General features: G+C 65.1%; 17 protein-coding genes. 5 read left to right on the forward strand and 12 right to left on the reverse strand.

The window, feature by feature from the left end:
- Positions 1-4: 4 nt before the first annotated feature.
- Positions 5-2,092 carry a polyphosphate kinase 1 gene (gene ppk1, locus THPRO_RS14335; RefSeq protein ID WP_407922454.1) on the reverse strand — a complete coding sequence of 696 codons (2,088 nt, stop codon included), beginning with the start codon at positions 2,090-2,092 and terminating at the stop codon, positions 5-7.
- 158 nt (positions 2,093-2,250) lie between these two features.
- Between ppk1 and phoU the strand changes: the two genes are divergently transcribed.
- Complete coding sequence (gene phoU / locus THPRO_RS14340) at positions 2,251-2,970, forward strand: phosphate signaling complex protein PhoU (protein ID WP_038092838.1); 720 nt, start codon at positions 2,251-2,253, stop codon at positions 2,968-2,970.
- Positions 2,971-2,980: 10 nt separating this feature from the next.
- On the opposite strand, the gene THPRO_RS14345 is transcribed toward phoU, so the two are convergent.
- Both THPRO_RS14345 and truD read right to left on the reverse strand, forming a co-directional pair.
- Positions 2,981-3,340, reverse strand: coding sequence for a hypothetical protein (locus THPRO_RS14345; RefSeq protein ID WP_065089791.1), 360 nt, complete (start codon positions 3,338-3,340; stop codon positions 2,981-2,983).
- A complete protein-coding gene (gene truD / locus THPRO_RS14350) occupies positions 3,337-4,401 on the reverse strand; it encodes a tRNA pseudouridine(13) synthase TruD (RefSeq protein WP_052064627.1) in 1,065 nt (354 codons plus the stop codon). Before truD ends, THPRO_RS14345 begins: the two co-directional genes overlap by 4 nt.
- 224 nt (positions 4,402-4,625) lie before the next feature.
- Between truD and soxB the strand changes: the two genes are divergently transcribed.
- Positions 4,626-6,353, forward strand: a complete 1,728-nt coding sequence (gene soxB, locus THPRO_RS14355) for a thiosulfohydrolase SoxB (RefSeq protein ID WP_038092841.1) — start codon at positions 4,626-4,628, stop codon at positions 6,351-6,353.
- Between the two features lie 132 nt (positions 6,354-6,485).
- Complete coding sequence (locus tag THPRO_RS14360; RefSeq protein WP_161489997.1) at positions 6,486-7,079, forward strand: thioredoxin fold domain-containing protein; 594 nt, start codon at positions 6,486-6,488, stop codon at positions 7,077-7,079.
- An 11-nt stretch (positions 7,080-7,090) separates the two neighbouring features.
- On the opposite strand, the gene THPRO_RS14365 is transcribed toward THPRO_RS14360, so the two are convergent.
- From THPRO_RS14365 to THPRO_RS14395, 7 genes are all read right to left on the reverse strand, one after another.
- Entirely contained in the window at positions 7,091-8,119 is a 1,029-nt protein-coding gene (locus THPRO_RS14365; protein WP_052064629.1) for an ABC transporter ATP-binding protein, read from the reverse strand.
- Between the two features lies 1 nt (position 8,120).
- Positions 8,121-8,891, reverse strand: a complete 771-nt coding sequence (locus THPRO_RS14370; protein WP_038092843.1) for an ABC transporter permease subunit — start codon at positions 8,889-8,891, stop codon at positions 8,121-8,123.
- Positions 8,888-9,796: an extracellular solute-binding protein gene (locus tag THPRO_RS14375; RefSeq protein WP_038092845.1), complete on the reverse strand. Its 909-nt coding sequence runs from the start codon at positions 9,794-9,796 to the stop codon at positions 8,888-8,890. The genes THPRO_RS14370 and THPRO_RS14375 overlap by 4 nt, the downstream gene beginning before the upstream one ends.
- Positions 9,797-9,902: 106 nt before the next feature.
- Entirely contained in the window at positions 9,903-10,262 is a 360-nt protein-coding gene (locus tag THPRO_RS14380) for a winged helix-turn-helix domain-containing protein (RefSeq protein ID WP_038092846.1), read from the reverse strand.
- On the reverse strand, positions 10,259-11,176 hold the full coding sequence (gene argF / locus THPRO_RS14385) for an ornithine carbamoyltransferase (RefSeq protein WP_038092849.1): 918 nt from the start codon (positions 11,174-11,176) through the stop codon (positions 10,259-10,261). Before argF ends, THPRO_RS14380 begins: the two co-directional genes overlap by 4 nt.
- Positions 11,173-12,369, reverse strand: coding sequence for an aspartate aminotransferase family protein (locus THPRO_RS14390; RefSeq protein ID WP_038092955.1), 1,197 nt, complete (start codon positions 12,367-12,369; stop codon positions 11,173-11,175). The genes argF and THPRO_RS14390 overlap by 4 nt, the downstream gene beginning before the upstream one ends.
- A gap of 120 nt (positions 12,370-12,489) precedes the next feature.
- On the reverse strand, positions 12,490-13,071 hold the full coding sequence (locus THPRO_RS14395; RefSeq protein ID WP_038092852.1) for a superoxide dismutase: 582 nt from the start codon (positions 13,069-13,071) through the stop codon (positions 12,490-12,492).
- Between the two features lie 144 nt (positions 13,072-13,215).
- On the opposite strand from THPRO_RS14395, the gene THPRO_RS14400 reads away from it, so the two are divergent.
- Both THPRO_RS14400 and grxD read left to right on the forward strand, forming a co-directional pair.
- Positions 13,216-15,006 carry an N-acetylglutaminylglutamine amidotransferase gene (locus THPRO_RS14400; protein WP_038092854.1) on the forward strand — a complete coding sequence of 597 codons (1,791 nt, stop codon included), beginning with the start codon at positions 13,216-13,218 and terminating at the stop codon, positions 15,004-15,006.
- 116 nt (positions 15,007-15,122) lie between these two features.
- Positions 15,123-15,455: a Grx4 family monothiol glutaredoxin gene (gene grxD / locus THPRO_RS14405; protein ID WP_038092857.1), complete on the forward strand. Its 333-nt coding sequence runs from the start codon at positions 15,123-15,125 to the stop codon at positions 15,453-15,455.
- 18 nt (positions 15,456-15,473) lie between these two features.
- Here grxD and THPRO_RS14410 read toward each other — a convergent pair whose 3' ends face one another.
- Positions 15,474-16,424 (reverse strand): diguanylate cyclase, encoded by a 951-nt coding sequence (locus THPRO_RS14410; protein WP_082954673.1) that lies wholly within the window; start codon positions 16,422-16,424, stop codon positions 15,474-15,476.
- Between the two features lie 105 nt (positions 16,425-16,529).
- The gene (rnt, locus tag THPRO_RS14415) at positions 16,530-17,153 is read right to left on the reverse strand and encodes a ribonuclease T (protein ID WP_038092860.1); all 624 of its coding nucleotides are present in this window, start codon (positions 17,151-17,153) and stop codon (positions 16,530-16,532) included.
- Positions 17,154-17,206: the final 53 nt, after the last annotated feature.

Below are 17,206 nucleotides of genomic sequence, written 5' to 3' on the forward strand. Positions count from 1 at the left end.
CGGTTCAGGGACTTTCGGCGCCGTTGATCAGCTGCAACAGAAGACCCTGTGCCGGCCGAGGCTTCTGACGGTCGCCGCCTACGCGATGATAACTGCCGTCGGAACGCAATACCCAGGCCTGCGCATTGTCCTTGACGTAGGCCTCCAGTCCCTCGCTGATCACGCGTTGGGCCAGGCGCCGGTCCTCGATCGGAAAAGCGCTTTCGACGCGCCGGAAAAAATTGCGCGGCATCCAGTCGGCGGACGAGCAGAAGACCTCGGGTTCGCCGCCGTCGTTCTGAAAATAGAATACCCGCGAATGTTCGAGGAAACGCCCCAATACCGAGCGTACACGGATGTTCTCGGAAACGCCCGGTACGCCGGGGCGCAGACAGCAGATGCCGCGAACGATGAGGTCGATCTGCACGCCCGCCCGCGAGGCCTGGTAAAGCGCCTGGATGATTTGAGGGTCGATCAGGGCGTTCATGCGGGCGATGATGCGTGCCGGGCGGCCGGCCTTGGCCGTTTCCGCCTCCCGGGCGATGCGCGTCAGAATCCCCTTGTGCAGCGTGAAGGGGGCCTGCAACAGTTTTTTGGCGCGCGAAACCCGCCCCAGCCCGGTCAGCTGCTGAAAGATCTTGTGCACGTCCTCGCCGATGACCTTGTCTGCCGTGAACAGGCCGAAATCGGTGTAGTGACGTGCGGTGCCGGCGTGGTAGTTGCCGGTGCCGAGGTGCACATAGCGCTTCACGCGCCCCTTGTGGCGCCGCACCACCATGGTGATCTTGGCGTGCGTCTTGTAGCCGACCACGCCGTAGACCACGTGTGCGCCGGCGTCCTGCAGGTGGCTGGCAAGTTCGATATTGGCGGCCTCGTCGAAACGTGCGCGCAGTTCCACGACCACCGTGACTTCCTTGCCTGCGCGTGCGGCCTCGACCAGCAGTTCCACGATGCGTGAGCCGGCGCCCGTGCGATACAACGTTTGCTTGATCGCGAGCACGGCGGGGTCGCGCGCGGCCTGACGGATGAACTCGATGACCGGATTGAAGGATTCGAAAGGGTGATGCAGCAGTACGTCGCCCTTGTCCAGGGCCTCGAAGTAATTGCTGCCGGGCTGGAAGGCAGTGGGCAGCACGGGCGTGAACGGCGGGAACTTGAGGTCGTCGCGGTCGACCAGGTCGACGACGGCCAGCAGGCGGTTGAGATTGACAGGGCCGTTGACCTGGAACAGGTCGGCCTGCCCCAGTCCGAATTGCCGCAGCAGATATTCCGCCGTGTGGGCAGGGCAGTTGTCGGCCACCTCGAGACGCACGGCTTCGCCGAAATTGCGCGAGGGCAGCTCGCCTTCGAGCGCGCGCAGCAGATCGTCGATTTCCTCCTCGTCGACGAACAGATCGCTGTTGCGTGTGACGCGGAACTGGTAGCACCCGGTCACGCGCATGCCAGGAAACAGATCGCCGACATGTGCATGAATGATGGATGAAAGGAAGACGAATCCGTATTCGCTGCGAGAAATTTCATCCGGCAGTCGGATCAGGCGCGGCAGCGAGCGGGGCGCCTGCACGATGGCCAGGCCGCTGTCGCGCCCGAAGGCATCCTTGCCCTCCAGGGTGACGACGAAATTCAGGCTCTTGTTGAGCGTGCGCGGAAAGGGGTGGGATGGGTCGAGGCCGAGCGGACTGAGCACGGGCAGCAGTTCGCGGTTGAAATAGCGCTTGATCCATTCCGCCTGTTCGGCGTTCCAGTGCGTGCGGCGCACGAAACGGATGCCCTTTTCCGCGAGGGCGGGCACCAGTACCTCGTTGAAGGTGCGATACTGATCGTCCACCAGGGTGTGTGCCTGGGTGCTGACGCGCTCGAATTGCTCGCTGGCGGAAAGTCCGTCGGGGCCAGGCGTCGAGACGCCGAGGGCAATCTGCTGCTTGAGCCCGGATACGCGAATCTCGAAGAATTCGTCGAGGTTGGTGCTGGAGATGCACAGGAATCGCAACCGTTCGAGCAACGGCATGTTGGCGTCCATGGCCAGATCGAGGACGCGCCGATTGAATTCGAGCAGGCTCAGTTCGCGATTGATGTACAGCTCTTTGCCGGAGAGATCGATCTCCATGGTCATTGCGGGCATTCCGTTGCTGGTTGTCACGGCGCTGTCATGATCCCTCGGGTAGGCTAGGCCGTATGCTGACCGACCGGCCTTGGCAGGCTAGCACGGCCACATCGAGTTTGCCATTATAGCCATGGGCCCCATGCCCTTCCTCCAATCAGGTGACGCCGATGAATCAGGACATGCTCAAAAAACACATCTCACAGCAATTCAACGCGGAGCTTGAGGATGTGCGCAACCGCGTGCTGACCATGGGCGGTCTCGTCGAAAAAAATGTCGGCGAGGCGATCGAGGCGCTGGTCAACGGCGATGCCGCGCTGGGCGAGATGGCGGCCAAGTCCGATTATCAGGTCAACCGCATGGAGCTGAGCATCGACGAGGAATGTTCGCGCATTCTGGCGCGTCGGCAGCCTGCCGCGCTGGATCTGCGTCTGGTGATGACCGTCATCAAGACGATCACCGACCTCGAGCGGGTCGGCGACAAGGCCGAGAAGATCGGGCGACTGGCCATCGAGCTGGCGAACCAGGAACGCCTCGATCGCTACAAGGAATTGCGCTACATGGGCGAACTGGCGCGCGAAGCCTTGCACCAGGCGCTCGATGCGTTCGCGCGCATGGATGTCGAGCTGGCGATGCAGGTGGTGCGCGGCGATGACGTCATCGACGACGCCTACGATGCGCTGACCCGTCAGCTGGTGACCTACATGATGGAAGACCCGCGCAATATCCGACGCGGCATCGACGTGTTGTGGTGTGCCCGTGCATTGGAGCGGGTGGGCGATCATGCCAAAAACATTGCCGAATACGTGGTCTACATGGTGCTGGGCAAGGATGTCCGGCACGTGACGCCGGAGCAGATCGAGGACGAGGTCCGCAAGGCCACGCGCTGAGCGCGCGATTTCAGTCCTGCTCCAGCAGGACGATGCCGGCCTTGGCGGTGTGGCGGTCGATCGTCAGCAGGATTTCGCAGTATTCGTTTTGCGGGGTCACCGGCGTGGGGTCGTCGGCGCAGCTGCAGCCGGCGATGATGCCCGTATAGAAGATGCCGGCCCTGACCTCGATCGCCCGCCCGCGGGATTCGGTGCGTAGCACCGTGACCTCGATGGGGGCGTCGAGCGCGTAACTGCTGATGCGCAGCGCAGCCTGCAGAGGGAGGCCGCGCGTGCCCAGGTCCGCCAGCGCCCGTGCAACCGCCTGCGTGAACGTCCCGGTGTCCTCGTCCTGCCAGGCGCGCAGCGCCTCGTCGAAGGTCGCGGTCATTCGCCCTCCGGGTGCCCGCCGGCATCGACGTAATCCGCGATTTCGCGCAGCACGGTGGTGGCAAAGGTGCCCGCCGGCAGGCTGAATTCGAGGATCAGGCTCTGCCGCTCGTCCTCCCATGCCCATCCCAGCTGGTCGGGTCTGAGTCTCAGCGGCCGTCGTTCCTGCCGTAGTCCCGCAGCCTCGAGACCCGAAGCGATGTCGGCGAAGCGGTCGGCGACCGCCCGTTCGAGCGCGGCGGCCTCGCCGATGGTAGGCGGTGCGCCGCTGCCCCAGAGTGCGCCGCTCGGGTGGATGTCCCAGCGTGCGAGGCGGTCGGCGAGCGCGATATCGTCGGGGGCGGCGGTGAAAAAGCTGCGGCTGCCGTCGAGCTGCACGACTTCTCCTGGCAACAGGCGATTCCAGTTTCCTAGCGTCACGCGTTCGGCCAGTATCGCATTGAACAAGGCGCTGCGTGCCGCGGAAAGATAGAGGCCGCGCCGGTTGCGGTCGCGTTCCCGCTGTCCCGCGAACATGGCGCGTGCGCGCGCCAGGTTGCCAGCCTGACGGCCGAATCGCTGTTCGCCGAAATAATTCGGGACACCGCCGGTTGCGATTTCTTCGAGCCGCGCGGCCAGTGCATCCCGATCGCCGTCGACATCGCGCAGGCGCAGTCGGAAGCGGTTGCCGCGTAGCGCGCCGACCTTGAGCTTGCGCGAGTGCCTGGCGCTACGCAGTACGTTCAGGGCGTCGCGCTCGAAACTCTCGGCGTCGGGGTCGTCGCGCCCGGGAAGATGCACGCTGAACCATTGTCGCGTCAGCGCGTGCTTGTCCTTGCGGCCGGCATAGCCGATTGCCGCGGGCCGGACGCCAGCGCATCTCGCCAGCCGGCGCGCCAGGTCGTCGGTGTTCTCGCTACGCTTCTCGATCAGCAGCCAGAGGTGTTCGCCGCCGCCGTCCGGTTCGGTCAGAGGCAGCTCTTCGACCAGGAAATCCTCCGGACTGCGGCGGATGACGGCGCTGACAGGCGGATGCCCGCAGTGCGGCAAGGGGCCGGGCGGCGCGGACGGGCATTCGTTCATGTGCAGGTTATCCTCTATGCTGAATGTGGCGGGGGGCGGCGCGATCCGGCTGGAATAAACCGCCGTGCCGCCACGTCTTACGCAACCGTATACCAATGCATGACCGGGGTGATCCCTTCCCCGTGTCTGGAGGACAACATAACCAGTGCCTTGTGCGGGCGACGCAGCGCCGGCCGGACCGGCGAGGCATTTCATACCAATGCAGTGAGGAGGGTCGCAACCCCATGAGTATATCGCGCCGAGAGTTCATGCAGATGATGGCCGTGGCGGGCATCGCCGGTTTCCTGAGCCCCCGCTTCGCGCAGGCCGCGGGCAAGAGCGCCGAGGATTTCTATGAAATCCCGGATTACGGCAATGTGACGCTGCTGCATTTCACGGACAGCCACGCGCAGCTCAATCCGGTGTACTGGCGCGAGCCCGATACCAATATCGGCGTCGGCTCGGCGATCGGTCGTCCGCCGCATCTGACGGGCGAGCACTTCCTCAAGTTCTACCATGAGATGGCCGGCACCCAGGACGCCTATGCCTTCGATTGCCTGGATTACACCGAGCTGGCCCAGAAATACGGCAAGATGGGCGGATTCGCCCATTTGACCAGCCTGATCAAGCGCTATCGCGAGGAGCGCAAGGATCGCACCCTGTTGCTCGACGCCGGCGATACCTGGCAGGGGTCGGCGACCTCGTTGTGGACCAAGGGCGCGGACATGGTGGGCGCCCAGAACATCATGGGCGTCGACGCCATGGTCGGCCACTGGGAATTCACCTATGGCCAGGCGCGCGTCAAGGAGCTGGTCGAAAAGCACCTCAAGGCCGAATTCCTGGCGCAGAATGTCAACGACAGCACCTGGGGCGATCTGGTCTTCAAGCCGTACACGATCCGCGAGGTCAGCGGGCGCAAGATCGCGATCATCGGCCAGGCCTTCCCGTATACGCCGATTGCCAATCCGCGCTACATGATTCCGGACTGGACCTTCGGCATCAAGCAGGATCACATGCAGAAGATGGTCGACGAATGCCGCCACAAGCATGCGGCCGACCTCGTCGTGCTGCTGTCGCACAATGGCGCCGACGTCGACATGAAGATGGCCGCCAACGTCAAGGGTATCGACATCATCCTGGGTGGGCATACCCACGACATCATGGGGCCACGCCCGGTCAAGATCGGCAATACCCTGGTCATCAACACCTCGACCAACGGCAAGATCCTGGCCCGGTTCGATCTTGACGTCGGCAAGGGGCGCCTCAAGGGTTACCGTTTCCACTACATGCCGGTGTTCTCCAACATGATCAAGCCGGACGAGGAAATGGCGGCCTACATCCAGAAGGTGCGCGCGCCCTACGAGAAGAAGCTTTCCGAGCCGCTCGCCGTGACTGAAAGCCTGCTGTATCGCCGCGACAACTTCAACGGCACCTTCGATCAACTGCTGGTGCAGGCGCTGATGGAGGAAATGGATGCCGAGGCGGCGTTCTCGCCGGGGTTCCGCTGGGGCTACGCCAAGCTGCCGGGCGAGACCATCACCTTCGACGACGTGATGGGCCAGACTGCGATCACCTATCCGCAGGTGACGATCAACGAGTACACCGGCGAAACCATCAAGATGATCATGGAAGACGTCGGCGACAACCTGTTCAACAAGGATCCCTACTACCAGCAGGGCGGCGACATGATCCGCGTCGGCAACATCCAGTACGTGATGGACCCGAACAAGAAGATCGGTCACCGCATCAAGGAATTGCATGTGGGCGGCAAGCCGATCTCGATGAAGAAGAAATACAAGGTGGCCGGCTGGGCCGCCGTGTCGCGTCCGGTCGAGGGCAAGCCGGTGTGGGACGTGTTCGCCGACTGGCTGCGCAAGCAGAAGCATGTGCGCGTGGACAAGGTCGACGTGCCGCGTCTCGTCGGGGTCAAGGACAATCCCGGCATTGCCTTCCCGAAGGAGTACGGGCTCTAAGGGCGGACGCGGTCCGCAGTACCGCTGCGCCGCGGGTAGCCGCCGGCGCAGCGGAGGATGCGGCGATGTCCTCATGGCATCGCCGCTTGCCGTTTTGCCGGTCATGCCGGCCGGGTTTTCTGGAGAATCGTCGTGAATCGTGAAGTATCGCGCTCCTCGTTCCCGCGCGTCCTGTCGATGGCGCTGTATCTGTGGCTGGCCTGCATGGGGCTGGCGCAGGCGGCCACACCGAGCGAGCCTGCTCTGCTCCGCGAGGCGGCAGACTCGCACTGGATCGCGGAGGGACACGGCGATCGCATCATCTACGTGATTTTCGATCCCAATTGCCCCTATTGCCATCTGGTTTATGTGGATTCCCAGGCCTATCTCAAGCACTACCAGTTCCGCTGGGTGCCGGTGGCGATCTTGACGCCCACGAGTCCCGGCAAGGCGGCAGCCATGCTGGAGGCGCATGACCGCAATGCCGCGCTCAAGGAAAACGAGCACCGTTTCGTGCGCGAGCGCGGGAAACTCGGCGGTCTCAAGCCGCTGGCGAGGATGAGCGCCAAGACACGGCGTGAGCTGGAGGTGAACAAGGCGCTGCTGACCAAGACCGGCATGGAAGTGGTGCCGCCCATCGTGTTTCTCAACAAGCATGGCAAGGCCGAAGTGATCAAGGGCGCGCCAGGCAAGTCCGCGTTCCCGACCATGCTGGGCGAGGTGGCGCCTACGCCGGCCGCCAAGTAGGGCGCCCCGCTTCAATCTGCCGGCAGGAGCCGCAACGCAGCGTATGGGAAATTCAGCACCACGGAATCGCCCGCGCGCAGGCTCGCATGCCAGCGGGTCTTGTGCGCCAGGCGTATCTCCAGCGGCGCGTCCATATCGGCGTCGCAATACAGGCGCAACCCGAGACCGTCGTTGCGAGCGCGCAGGATGCGGGCATTCAGGTACTGCCGGTCCGGCGCAGCGTTCCGGTCTCCGTTTTCCGTTACATCGATAGCGTCGGCACGCAGGGCCAGCATCACGCGTACCGACATCGGCGCCTCGGACTCGATCAGGCAGCTCAGATGCCGGTGCCCGACGCCCACCTCGACGACCTCGGCGCCGCGTCGCAGTACGTGGCCTTCGAACAGATTGGCGTAACCCACCAGACGCGCCGCCGCGACGCTGGACGGCGCGCCGAAGACCTCGTGCGGTATCCCCTGCTGGACAATGCGACCGCGCGACAGGATCGCCATGCGATCCGCCAGCGCGGCCACCTGCGGGTCGTGTGTGACCGCCAGCGTCGGTATTTCCTGGGCGTCGATCAGTTCGATCAGTTCGCCGAGCACCTGGTCGCGCGTACTCGCATCCAGCGCCGAGGTGGGTTCGTCCAGCAGCAGTAGCTCGGGATCCCTGGCCAGCGCCCTGGCCAGGGCCACGCGCTGCTGTTGGCCGCCGGAAAGGGCGCTCGGCCACCGTTCGGCCAGATCGGCCAGCTGCACACGTTCGAGCAGCGCCAGGGCCGCGGCACGCCGCTCAGCCCGCGAGCCGCGCCGTGCGAAGGCGACGTTTTCCCATACCCGCAGGTGTGGGAACAGCGCGTAACCCTGCGGCAGATAGCCGACCGGCCGCCGTTCCGGCGGCAGGCCACCGTAGGGCATGCCCTGGCCCGGCAGCAGGCCCGCGACGGCCTTGAGCAACGTGCTTTTGCCAGCGCCGCTAAGCCCGAGCAGGACACAGAAACCCGTCAGCTCCAGTGAAACATCGAGGGCGACCGGGGCTTCGATACGGTAGTCGAGGCGCATATCAGGCCTGTGCCGTGCCGTGCCGTCGGGAGAGCAGGCCCAGCAGCAGCGGGACCGGCATGGCGATGAGGAAGAACAGCCATAGCAGCGGATAGACCGCGGGCAGGCCATAGTCCTGCAGGTTGACCCACAGCTTTACGGGGATGCCTTGCGGGAAATAGGCCACGATCAGTACCACGCCGAACTCGCCGAGCGCGCGCACCCAGGCCAGCGCAGCGCCTGCCGCCAAGCCGAGTCTGGCCAGCGGCAGGGTGACGGTCACGAAGCATTGCCAGCGCGTTTTGCCGAGCGTGAGGGCGACCTGTTCGAGTTCGCCGGGCACGGCCTCGAAGGCCGCGCGGGCAGCGACGATATAGTACGGTGCGGCGCTGTAAACCTGGGCAAGCACGAAGGCGTAGGCCGTATTGGTGAGCTCGATGCCCAGATGCTCAAGCGGTTCGCCGGCCCAGCCGTAGGGTCCGTATAGGGCACTGAGCAAGATGCCCATGGCCAGCGGCGGCGTCAGTAGAGGCATGAGGAGCAGCAGCTCGGCCAGCCATTTGCCGCGAAACCTGCCGCGTGCGAGCCAATACGCGACCGGCGTGCCGAATGCGACGATGATGGCGAGCGCGGCGGAGGTGTAGCCGAGCGACACCCGGATCGCTTCGAGATCACCGGACTCCAGCCCGAAATGAGTCCACTGGGTGGCCTGCACCAGGCCGGCGAGCGGCAACGTCAACCAGGCCAGCCCGAGCGCGCCGCTGACGGCGAGAAGCGATCGCGGTGGCGTCACGAAAGCGGCTTGCCGCTCGGCGGGCTGTAGCCGGTCTCGCGGAACAGGGCCTGTGCCGGTCGGGAGCGCAGGAAATTCACGAACGCGCGGGCCAGGTCCGGGTGCCGGGCCTTGTCGAGTACGGCGGCATAGAAGACCAGTGGCTGTGGCTTGACCTCGACGGACTTGCCGCCGGTGTCGATGCGAAAGCCCGCGCGATCGTACCCGTCATGCTGATAGGCCGGTTCGCCCAGATTGATCTGGTCGGGGAGCGATATGTAGGGGAGGTGGTGCGAGCGCATCGCGCTAAGGTAGCCGACCACGGCGTCGATCTGTCCCGATTCCAAACGGCTGAGCAATGAAGCCTCCGTGAATATCTGGCGTGGATTGCGCAGCGGTCCCAGGATGCGCTGCACGAGCGCCGGGCGGTGATAGTAGCGCGCCGCGAGCTGGAAGCTGAGGATCACATTCCGACCCTGCGGGTCGGTTGCCGGGTCGGTGCGTCCGAGGCGTAGACCAGGGCTTTCGAGCACCTGGTACCACGGGATGTCGCCCTTTGCCGCACGGGCGAAGGCGGCTGCGAAACGCGATTTCGGGCTGTAGGCGATGGCCATTTGCGTACTGGCGACCGGGATCGCGCGCCGGACCAGCCCCTTTTCGATCAACAGGCGCATCGGACCGGGCGTGACCGAAACGAAGACATCGGGTCGCAGGCGGCCTGCCGCGATCAGCCGTGCCAGCGCCCACGCGCCCTGTCCGATCCCGCGCACCTGGGCTTCGCGCGCGTGTTCGAAGGCCGGACTGATATGCCGATCCATGACCACGCCCATCGAGCCGGCGTAGGCGACGGTCAGTTTCGGTGCGGCGTGGGCCGACGCGGCGGCCAACAGTAGCGCGAGTGGCAATACGATGAGCGGGAGGCGCATGCGGTCTCCAAGGTGAACGAGGCGTTATATCCGTTCGGATACATGGGGTGCGAAATATATCATCGGATACAGCGATGGTCATCCCATGCAGACGGAGAAGGGGGGGCTATTCGGGGTCGGCGGGATGGGCGAGGCGGGCTTCGATGTACGCGATATCGTCCGCGACTGCTGCCATGGCTCTGCGCTCCATGGTGCGGTAGCGCCGCAGAATTTCACGGCCGAGCGGGGTCAGATTGGCGCCGCCTCCGCCGCTTCCGCCGGTAGCGGTATCGACCAGAGGCGCGCGGAAGCTCCGGTTCATGGTGTCCATCAACACCCAGGCGCGTCGGTAGGACATCGACATGCGGCGCGCGGCGGCGGAGATGGAGCCGGTGGCCTCGATCGCCTCGAGCAGGTCGGCCTTGCCGGGGCCCAGGGCGATGACCGAGCCGAGGAGGATGCGCACCCGCGGCCCTTGGGTGGTCATCCCCTCAGAGAGACTTCGAGCAGGAACTCCAGCAGTGCCTTTTGCGCATGGAGGCGGTTTTCTGCCTCGTCCCAGACCACGCTGTGCGGACCGTCGATCACCGCTGCGGCGACTTCTTCGCCGCGATGCGCGGGCAGGCAGTGCATGAACAGGGCATCGGGGCTGGCCTGCGCCATCACCTGGTCGTCGATCTGGAAGGCGGCGAACGCCGCGGCGCGCCGTGCCTGCTCCTCTTCCTGACCCATGCTGGCCCAGACGTCGGTCACCAGCAGGTCGGCGCCCGTGGCGGACGCGTGCGCGTCGTGCAGGATATCGACATGCCCGTCCGCGGCGTCCACGAAGCGCTTGGCCGGCTCGTAGCCGGGCGGGCAGGCTACGCGCAACTGGAAATCGAGCAGGCGTGCGGCATTGATCCAGGAGTGGCACATGTTGTTGCCGTCGCCGATCCAGGCCACAGTGCGCCCCTGAATACTGCCTCGGTGTTCCTGAAATGTCTGCAGGTCGGCGAGCAGCTGGCAGGGGTGCACGTCGTCGCTGAGACCGTTGATGACCGGCACTCGGGAGTGTGCGGCGAAGCGCTCCAGGGTTTCGTGGGCGAAGGTGCGGATCATCACGACGTCGACCATGCGCGAGAGTACGCGCGCCGTATCCTCGATCGGTTCGCCACGGCCGAGTTGGGTGTCGCGGGGCGACAGGAACAGGGCGTGACCGCCGAGCTGCGCCATGCCCACCTCGAAGGAGACGCGGGTGCGCGTCGAGGCCTTCTCGAAGATCATGCCAAGGGTTTTGCCCTGCAGCGGCGTGTGGCGGTCGCCGCGGCGCTGGATCGCCTTGAGCTCGCTGGCGCGGGCGATCAGGCGCTGCAGCTCCGTCGGGCTGAGGTCGTCCAGGGTCAGGAAGTGGCGACGCTTCATGCCTGCTGTGCCTCCAGGGGCTGGGCGAGGAAGTCCTCGATCAGCCGGCCGAGGGTTTCGATCAGGAGGTCCGCCTGGGCATCGTCGGTGACCAGCGGCGGCAGCAGCCGTATCACGTTGCCGGCGGTGACGTTGATCAGCAGCCGCAGGTCCAGTGCCTGCTGCTGGAGGGCGCCGCAGGGGCGATCGAGTTCAATGCCGATCAGCAATCCCTTGCCGCGCACCTCGACGACGCCGTCGCGGCCCTGCAGTCGTTGACGCAGGGCTTCGAGCAGCCGCGTGCCCAGGGATGCGGCGCGCTCGACCAGTCCGTTGGATTCGATCGTGTCGATCACGGCGCCGGCTGCGCGGCAGGCCAGCGGGTTGCCGCCGAAAGTCGAGCCGTGATTGCCGGGGCCGAGCACATCCGCCGCCTGCCCGCGGGCGAGGCAGGCGCCGATCGGCACGCCGTTGCCCAGCGCCTTGGCGAGGGTCATGACGTCCGGGCGTATGCCGCTGAGCTGATGCGCGAACCAGCGGCCGGCGCGGCCCATGCCGGTCTGGATTTCGTCGAGCATCAACAGCCAGCCGAATTCGTCGCACAGCGCGCGCAGGTCGGGCAGATAGTCGTCCGGCGGTATGCGGATGCCGCCTTCGCCTTGAATGGGTTCGACCAGTATCGCCACCACGTTGGGGCGATTGGCCGCGATGGTGCGCAGCGCCTCGATGTCGCCATAGGGGGCGCGCACGAAACCGCGCACCAGCGGTTCGAAGCCGGCCTGCACCTTGCGGTTGCCGGTGGCCGAAAGCGTTGCGAGCGTGCGCCCGTGGAAGCTGTTTTCCATGACCACGATTTCGGGTAGATCGATGCCGCGCTGGTGACCGTGCAGGCGCGCGAGCTTGATCGCCGCTTCGTTGGCCTCGGCCCCCGAATTGCCGAAAAACACCCGGTCCATGCGCGCGAGCGCGCACAGGCGGTCGCCGAGGCGTTCCTGCAGGGGAATATGGTAGAGATTCGAGGTATGCAGCAGGCAGGCGGCCTGTTCCGCCAGCGCGGCGGCGACCGCGGGATGCGCGTGGCCGAGACCGCAGACCGCGATGCCCGAGAGGGCGTCCAGATACGCGTCGCCCTTGTCGTCGTACAACCAGGCGCCTTCGCCGCGTACGAAGCTGACAGGGAGCCGCGCATAGGTGTGCATCAATGAGTCACTCATGGTATTGGCCGCCATAAACGAAAACGGCAGCGCTCGGGCTGCCGGTCAGGCCGATTATTAAGCACCCGCCGCCGAAATAAAAGCCCCTGCCCGGCGTGTGGCCGGGCAGGGGCGGTTGGATCAGGCGCCGAAGTTTTCCGCGACGAAGGACCAGTTGACCAGACTCCACCAACCCTCCAGGTATTTCGGGCGGGCATTGCGGTAGTCGATGTAATAGGCGTGTTCCCAGACGTCCACGGTCAGCAGCGGGGTCAGGCCGTCGCGCAGCGGGTTGGCTGCATTGCCGGTGTTGACGATTTCGAGACCGCCGGCGGAATTTTTCACCAGCCAGGTCCAACCGGAACCGAAGTTGGTGGCGGCGGACTGGCTGAATTTTTCCTTGAGTTCCGCCAGGCTGCCGAAGGCCTGAGTAATGGCCTCGGCCAGCGCGCCCTCGGGTTCGCCGCCCTTGGGCGACATGCCGTTGAAATAGAAGGTGTGGTTCCACACCTGGGCGGCGTTGTTGAAGATGCCGCCGGCAGGCGCCTTGCGAATGATGTCTTCGAGGCTGGCGTTCTCGAAATCGGTGCCGGGCACGAGCTTGTTGAGGTTGGCGACGTAGGTGGCGTGGTGCTTGTCGTGATGGAACTCGAGCGTCTCGGCCGAAATGTGGGGGGCCAGTGCGTCCTTGGCATAGGGAAGGGGCGGCAGTTCGAAGGCCATGCGGTTTCTCCTTTGGGTTGTCGGGGGTTTTCGCGTGGGCAGGCACGTCGCCCGGCCCGACGATGGGGATGAGGTTGCCTAACATAGGCCAGGCCGGTCGGACATGCAATAATGCCCCGCCTTCGAACAGCCGATGAGGACGCTATGTGTGGGATCGCCGGTGAACTGGGTTTTGGGGGCAGGCCGCCCGAGTCGTCCGTCATGCAGCGCATGCTCGACCGGCTGCGCCGGCGTGGGCCGGATCACGAGGGCCATTACCGCCAGGGCCCCGTGCTGCTGGGCCATCGCCGCCTTGCGATCATCGATCTCTCGGCTGCCGCCGACCAGCCGATGACCGACGAGGCGACGGGTTCGACTATCGTCTTCAACGGCACCATCTACAATTACCCCGCATTGCGCAACGAGCTGATCGGCCGGGGCCACCGTTTCCGTTCCAGCGGGGACACCGAAGTGATCCTCAAGGCCTATGCCGAATGGGGCGAGCGCTGCGTCGAGCGCTTGATCGGCATGTTCGCCTTCGCCATCTGGGACGTGCGTGAGCAGCGCCTGTTCCTGGCTCGCGACCGCCTCGGCATCAAGCCGCTGTATTACGGTGAGACGCGCGACGGGTTCCGCTTCGCTTCCAACGTCCAGGCATTGCTTGCGGGCGGTGGCGTCGACAGCGCGATCGATCCGATCGCGCTGCATCACCACATGAGTCTGCACGCCGTGGTGCCGGCGCCGCGCACCCTGCTCAAGGGGGTGCGCAAGCTGCCGCCCGCACACACGCTGAGCATCGGTCCCGACGGACGTCAGCAGTTGCGTGCCTACTGGCATCTGTCGGCGCAGCGCCCGGCCGCGCCGCGCAGCGAGCAGGACTGGGTCGAAGCCATACACGCCGCCTTGCGCACGGCGGTCGAGCGCCGCATGCGCATTGCCGACGTACCCGTGGGCGTACTGCTGTCAGGCGGGCTCGATTCCAGTCTCCTGGTCGCGCTGCTGGCCGAGTCCGGCGCGTCGGGTCTCAAGACCTTTACCGTGGGGTTCGAGGACCAGCCGGAGGAGAAGGGCAGCGAGTTCGAGTATTCGGATCCGGTCGCGGCCCGCTACGCCACCGAGCATCACAAGTTCGAGATCCCCAACAGCGAGGTGCTGACGCGGCTGCCCGAGGCGGTCGATCAGATGTCCGAGCCGATGGTGGCTCAGGACGCCGTGGCGTTTTACCTGCTGTCCGGCCAGGTGTCGCGACACGTCAAGGCCGTGCAGTCCGGCCAGGGTGCGGACGAGGTCTTCGGCGGTTATTTCTGGTACCCGCAGATGGCCGCGGCGCAGGGTGAGCCGATCGAGCGCTTCCGCCCGCGTTACTTCGATCGCGATCATGCCGAATATCTGCGCACGGTGATGCCGGCCTACGCCACGGACGACGTCACCTCTGCCTTCGTTGCGGCGCGTCTGGCCGAGGCGGATGCCGATGAATTCATCGATCAGGTGCTGCGGTTCGACGTCACCACGCTGATCGTCGACGACCCGGTCAAGCGAGTGGACAATATGACCATGGCCTGGGGGCTGGAGGCACGCGTGCCCTTCCTCGATCACGAGCTGGTCGAACTGGCCGCCAGCATGCCGCCGGACCTCAAGCTGCGCGACGGTGGCAAGTATGTGCTCAAGCAAATCGCCCGCGGACGCATACCGGATGCCGTGATCGATCGCCCCAAGGGCTATTTCCCGGTGCCGGCGCTGAAGTACGTGCGGGGCGAGGCCTACGATTTCATGGCCGATATCGTCAATTCGCGCACGAGCCGCGAACGCGGGCTGTTCCGGCCGGAATACGTCGATGCGCTGCTGGCCGATCCGGAGGGCGAGGGCAGCTTCACCGCCATTCGCGGCAACAAGCTCTGGCATCTGGCGCTGCTCGAGTTGTGGTTGCAGCGGCACCTGGATGGCGCGGTGTACTGAAGCGCGCCGCGCATAACCGCGCGGACTGCGGGCTTAATTTTCCGGGGTAACGCGGTAGACTGGCGCGGCCACGGAAATTTCTTTCCGCACTCCAACCCAGATAGACGAGGTGACGCATGGACGTCATGGAACGTATTGATCAGCAGGTCAAGAATCACCCGGTGGTGTTGTTCATGAAGGGCACGCCGCAGTTTCCCATGTGCGGGTTCTCCAGCCGTGCGGCCGAGGCGCTCAAACGCTGCGGCGAGGATTTCGCCTACGTGAACGTGCTGGCCGATCCCGAGGTGTTCGAGAACCTGCCGCGTTATGCCGACTGGCCGACCTTTCCGCAGCTGTATATCGATGGCGAGCTGGTGGGCGGTTGCGACATCACGCTCGAGATGTATCAGAACGGCGAGCTGGAAAAGGCGGTCAAGGCCGCCATCGCGCGTCGCAGCGGCGCAGCCTGAACACGCGGCGCGGCGGCTTCATCGATAGACGAAGCGGTTGCGCCCGCCGCGCTTGGCGGCTGCCAGGTTTTCTTCCGCGGCGCCGATGAAGTCGCTCAGAGACTCGACCGTCTGGCCAGCGTGATGGCAGTGGGCGCCGACCGATACGGTGATTCCGATGTCGCCCATGTCGCTGTGGTACGCGCGCACGCCGACGGTTTCGACCAGCCGGCCGAACATGTCGGGGCGAGGCAGGCTCGGCTCCTGGTAGGCCATCGCAATGGCGAAGGTGTCCACGTCGTGGCGAGTGATCACGTCGGTCGGACGCACCGCGTTGCGCAGGCGCAGGGCGACGTTGTTGAGCATTTCGTCGCCGATGTCGTAGCTGTAGCGTTCGTTGATCCGCTTGAAATGATCGATGGCCACCAGGGCGACGCAGACGCCGCTCTGGCGGGCTTGGGCCACCCTCAGCATGGCCTCCAGGCGTTGTTCCAGGTAACGGCGGTTGCCCAGGCCGGTCAGGGTGTCGATCTGGTTGGCGGCGATCAACTCGCGGTTGGCGGCCTGAACCGCATCGCTGGTTTGCAGCAGGGCGTTGTGCAGTGATGCGATGCGCCCCGCGCCGTAGATACGGGCGGCGAGCTCACTCGGTTCGGGCGGTTTGACCAGATAATCGTCGACGCCACGCCGGAAGGCTTCCAGCAGGGCTTCGGTTTCGCCCTTGGCGGTGAACAGTAGCACGGCGGTGTACCAGTGTCGGCGCTCATCCAGGCGGCGGATTTCATCGAGTAGATCAAGCCCGTTCATCTCCGGCATGACCCAGTCGGCGAGCAGCACGTCGGCTCGGCGTTCCCGGGCCATTTCGAGCGCTTCCGCCCCGCTGGTGGCGAGTCGGATGTCTTCGTAGCCGATCTTGCGCAGGCTCTGTTCGAGCACCACGCGCGAAAAGCGCATATCGTCGACGACGATCAGGCTGAGTTCCGGTGGCAATGCTGTTCCTCCCCCGACAGGCACTCCGTGGACGACCGGTGATAATAAATGATTATCGCACCCGGGTGCGCATCGCCCTCGCCGGGCCGCGATGCGTTCGGGCTTTCAGTCCGACACGCTGCCCTGGCAGCGTTGCCAGCGGTTGAGAATGCCGCAAAACAGGTCCGCCGTCATTTCCGCATCGTAGGTGGCGCTGTGTGCCTGCGCGGTATTCCATTCTAGCCCGGCGGCGCGCGCGGCGCGCGCCAGCACCGTCTGGCCGTAGGCCATGGCCGCCAGCGTGACCGTATCGAAATTGCTGAAGGGGTGGAAGGGGTTGCGCTTGATGCCCGTGCGCGCCACCGCCGCATTGATGAAACCGAGGTCGAAGGCCGCGTTGTGCCCGACCAGGATGGCGCGGGTGCATTCGTTTTCGCCGACTGCGCGGCGAACTTCCTTGAAGACGTCGCTCAAGGCTTCCTTTTCGGGTACCGCCAGTCTCAGCGGGTGCCAGGGGTCGATGCCGTTGACTTCCAGCGAGGCGGGCTCCAGGTTGGCGCCATCGAAGGGAACGACGTGCCGGCTGATGGTCTGGTCGCGATGCAGGTGGCCTGCGTCGTTCATGCGTAGGGTAATCGCGGCAATCTGCAGCAGGGCGTCCGTCTGGGCGTTGAAGCCGCCGGTTTCGACATCGACGACCACCGGCAGGAAGCCGCGAAAACGCTGGCCGATCGGGACGTATTCGCTCATTTCAGACAAGTTCGTGGCATAGGGCATGCGGGCAGCTTACCCTAGCTGGATGG

It is taken from the genome of Acidihalobacter prosperus (genome assembly GCF_000754095.2).
Lineage (GTDB): Bacteria > Pseudomonadota > Gammaproteobacteria > DSM-5130 > Acidihalobacteraceae > Acidihalobacter > Acidihalobacter prosperus.

What these genes read in the sequence shown, in the direction of transcription:
- ppk1 (WP_407922454.1), bottom strand. Translation starts at nt 2,092, where the DNA reads ATGACCATGGAGATCGATCTCTCCGGCAAAGAGCTGTACATCAATCGC.
- phoU (WP_038092838.1), top strand. Translation starts at nt 2,251, where the DNA reads ATGAATCAGGACATGCTCAAAAAACACATCTCACAGCAATTCAACGCG.
- THPRO_RS14345 (WP_065089791.1), bottom strand. Translation starts at nt 3,340, where the DNA reads ATGACCGCGACCTTCGACGAGGCGCTGCGCGCCTGGCAGGACGAGGAC.
- truD (WP_052064627.1), bottom strand. Translation starts at nt 4,401, where the DNA reads ATGAACGAATGCCCGTCCGCGCCGCCCGGCCCCTTGCCGCACTGCGGG.
- soxB (WP_038092841.1), top strand. Translation starts at nt 4,626, where the DNA reads ATGAGTATATCGCGCCGAGAGTTCATGCAGATGATGGCCGTGGCGGGC.
- THPRO_RS14365 (WP_052064629.1), bottom strand. Translation starts at nt 8,119, where the DNA reads ATGCGCCTCGACTACCGTATCGAAGCCCCGGTCGCCCTCGATGTTTCA.
- THPRO_RS14375 (WP_038092845.1), bottom strand. Translation starts at nt 9,796, where the DNA reads ATGCGCCTCCCGCTCATCGTATTGCCACTCGCGCTACTGTTGGCCGCC.
- THPRO_RS14380 (WP_038092846.1), bottom strand. Translation starts at nt 10,262, where the DNA reads ATGACCACCCAAGGGCCGCGGGTGCGCATCCTCCTCGGCTCGGTCATC.
- argF (WP_038092849.1), bottom strand. Translation starts at nt 11,176, where the DNA reads ATGAAGCGTCGCCACTTCCTGACCCTGGACGACCTCAGCCCGACGGAG.
- THPRO_RS14390 (WP_038092955.1), bottom strand. Translation starts at nt 12,369, where the DNA reads ATGAGTGACTCATTGATGCACACCTATGCGCGGCTCCCTGTCAGCTTC.
- THPRO_RS14395 (WP_038092852.1), bottom strand. Translation starts at nt 13,071, where the DNA reads ATGGCCTTCGAACTGCCGCCCCTTCCCTATGCCAAGGACGCACTGGCC.
- THPRO_RS14400 (WP_038092854.1), top strand. Translation starts at nt 13,216, where the DNA reads ATGTGTGGGATCGCCGGTGAACTGGGTTTTGGGGGCAGGCCGCCCGAG.
- grxD (WP_038092857.1), top strand. Translation starts at nt 15,123, where the DNA reads ATGGACGTCATGGAACGTATTGATCAGCAGGTCAAGAATCACCCGGTG.
- rnt (WP_038092860.1), bottom strand. Translation starts at nt 17,153, where the DNA reads ATGAGCGAATACGTCCCGATCGGCCAGCGTTTTCGCGGCTTCCTGCCG.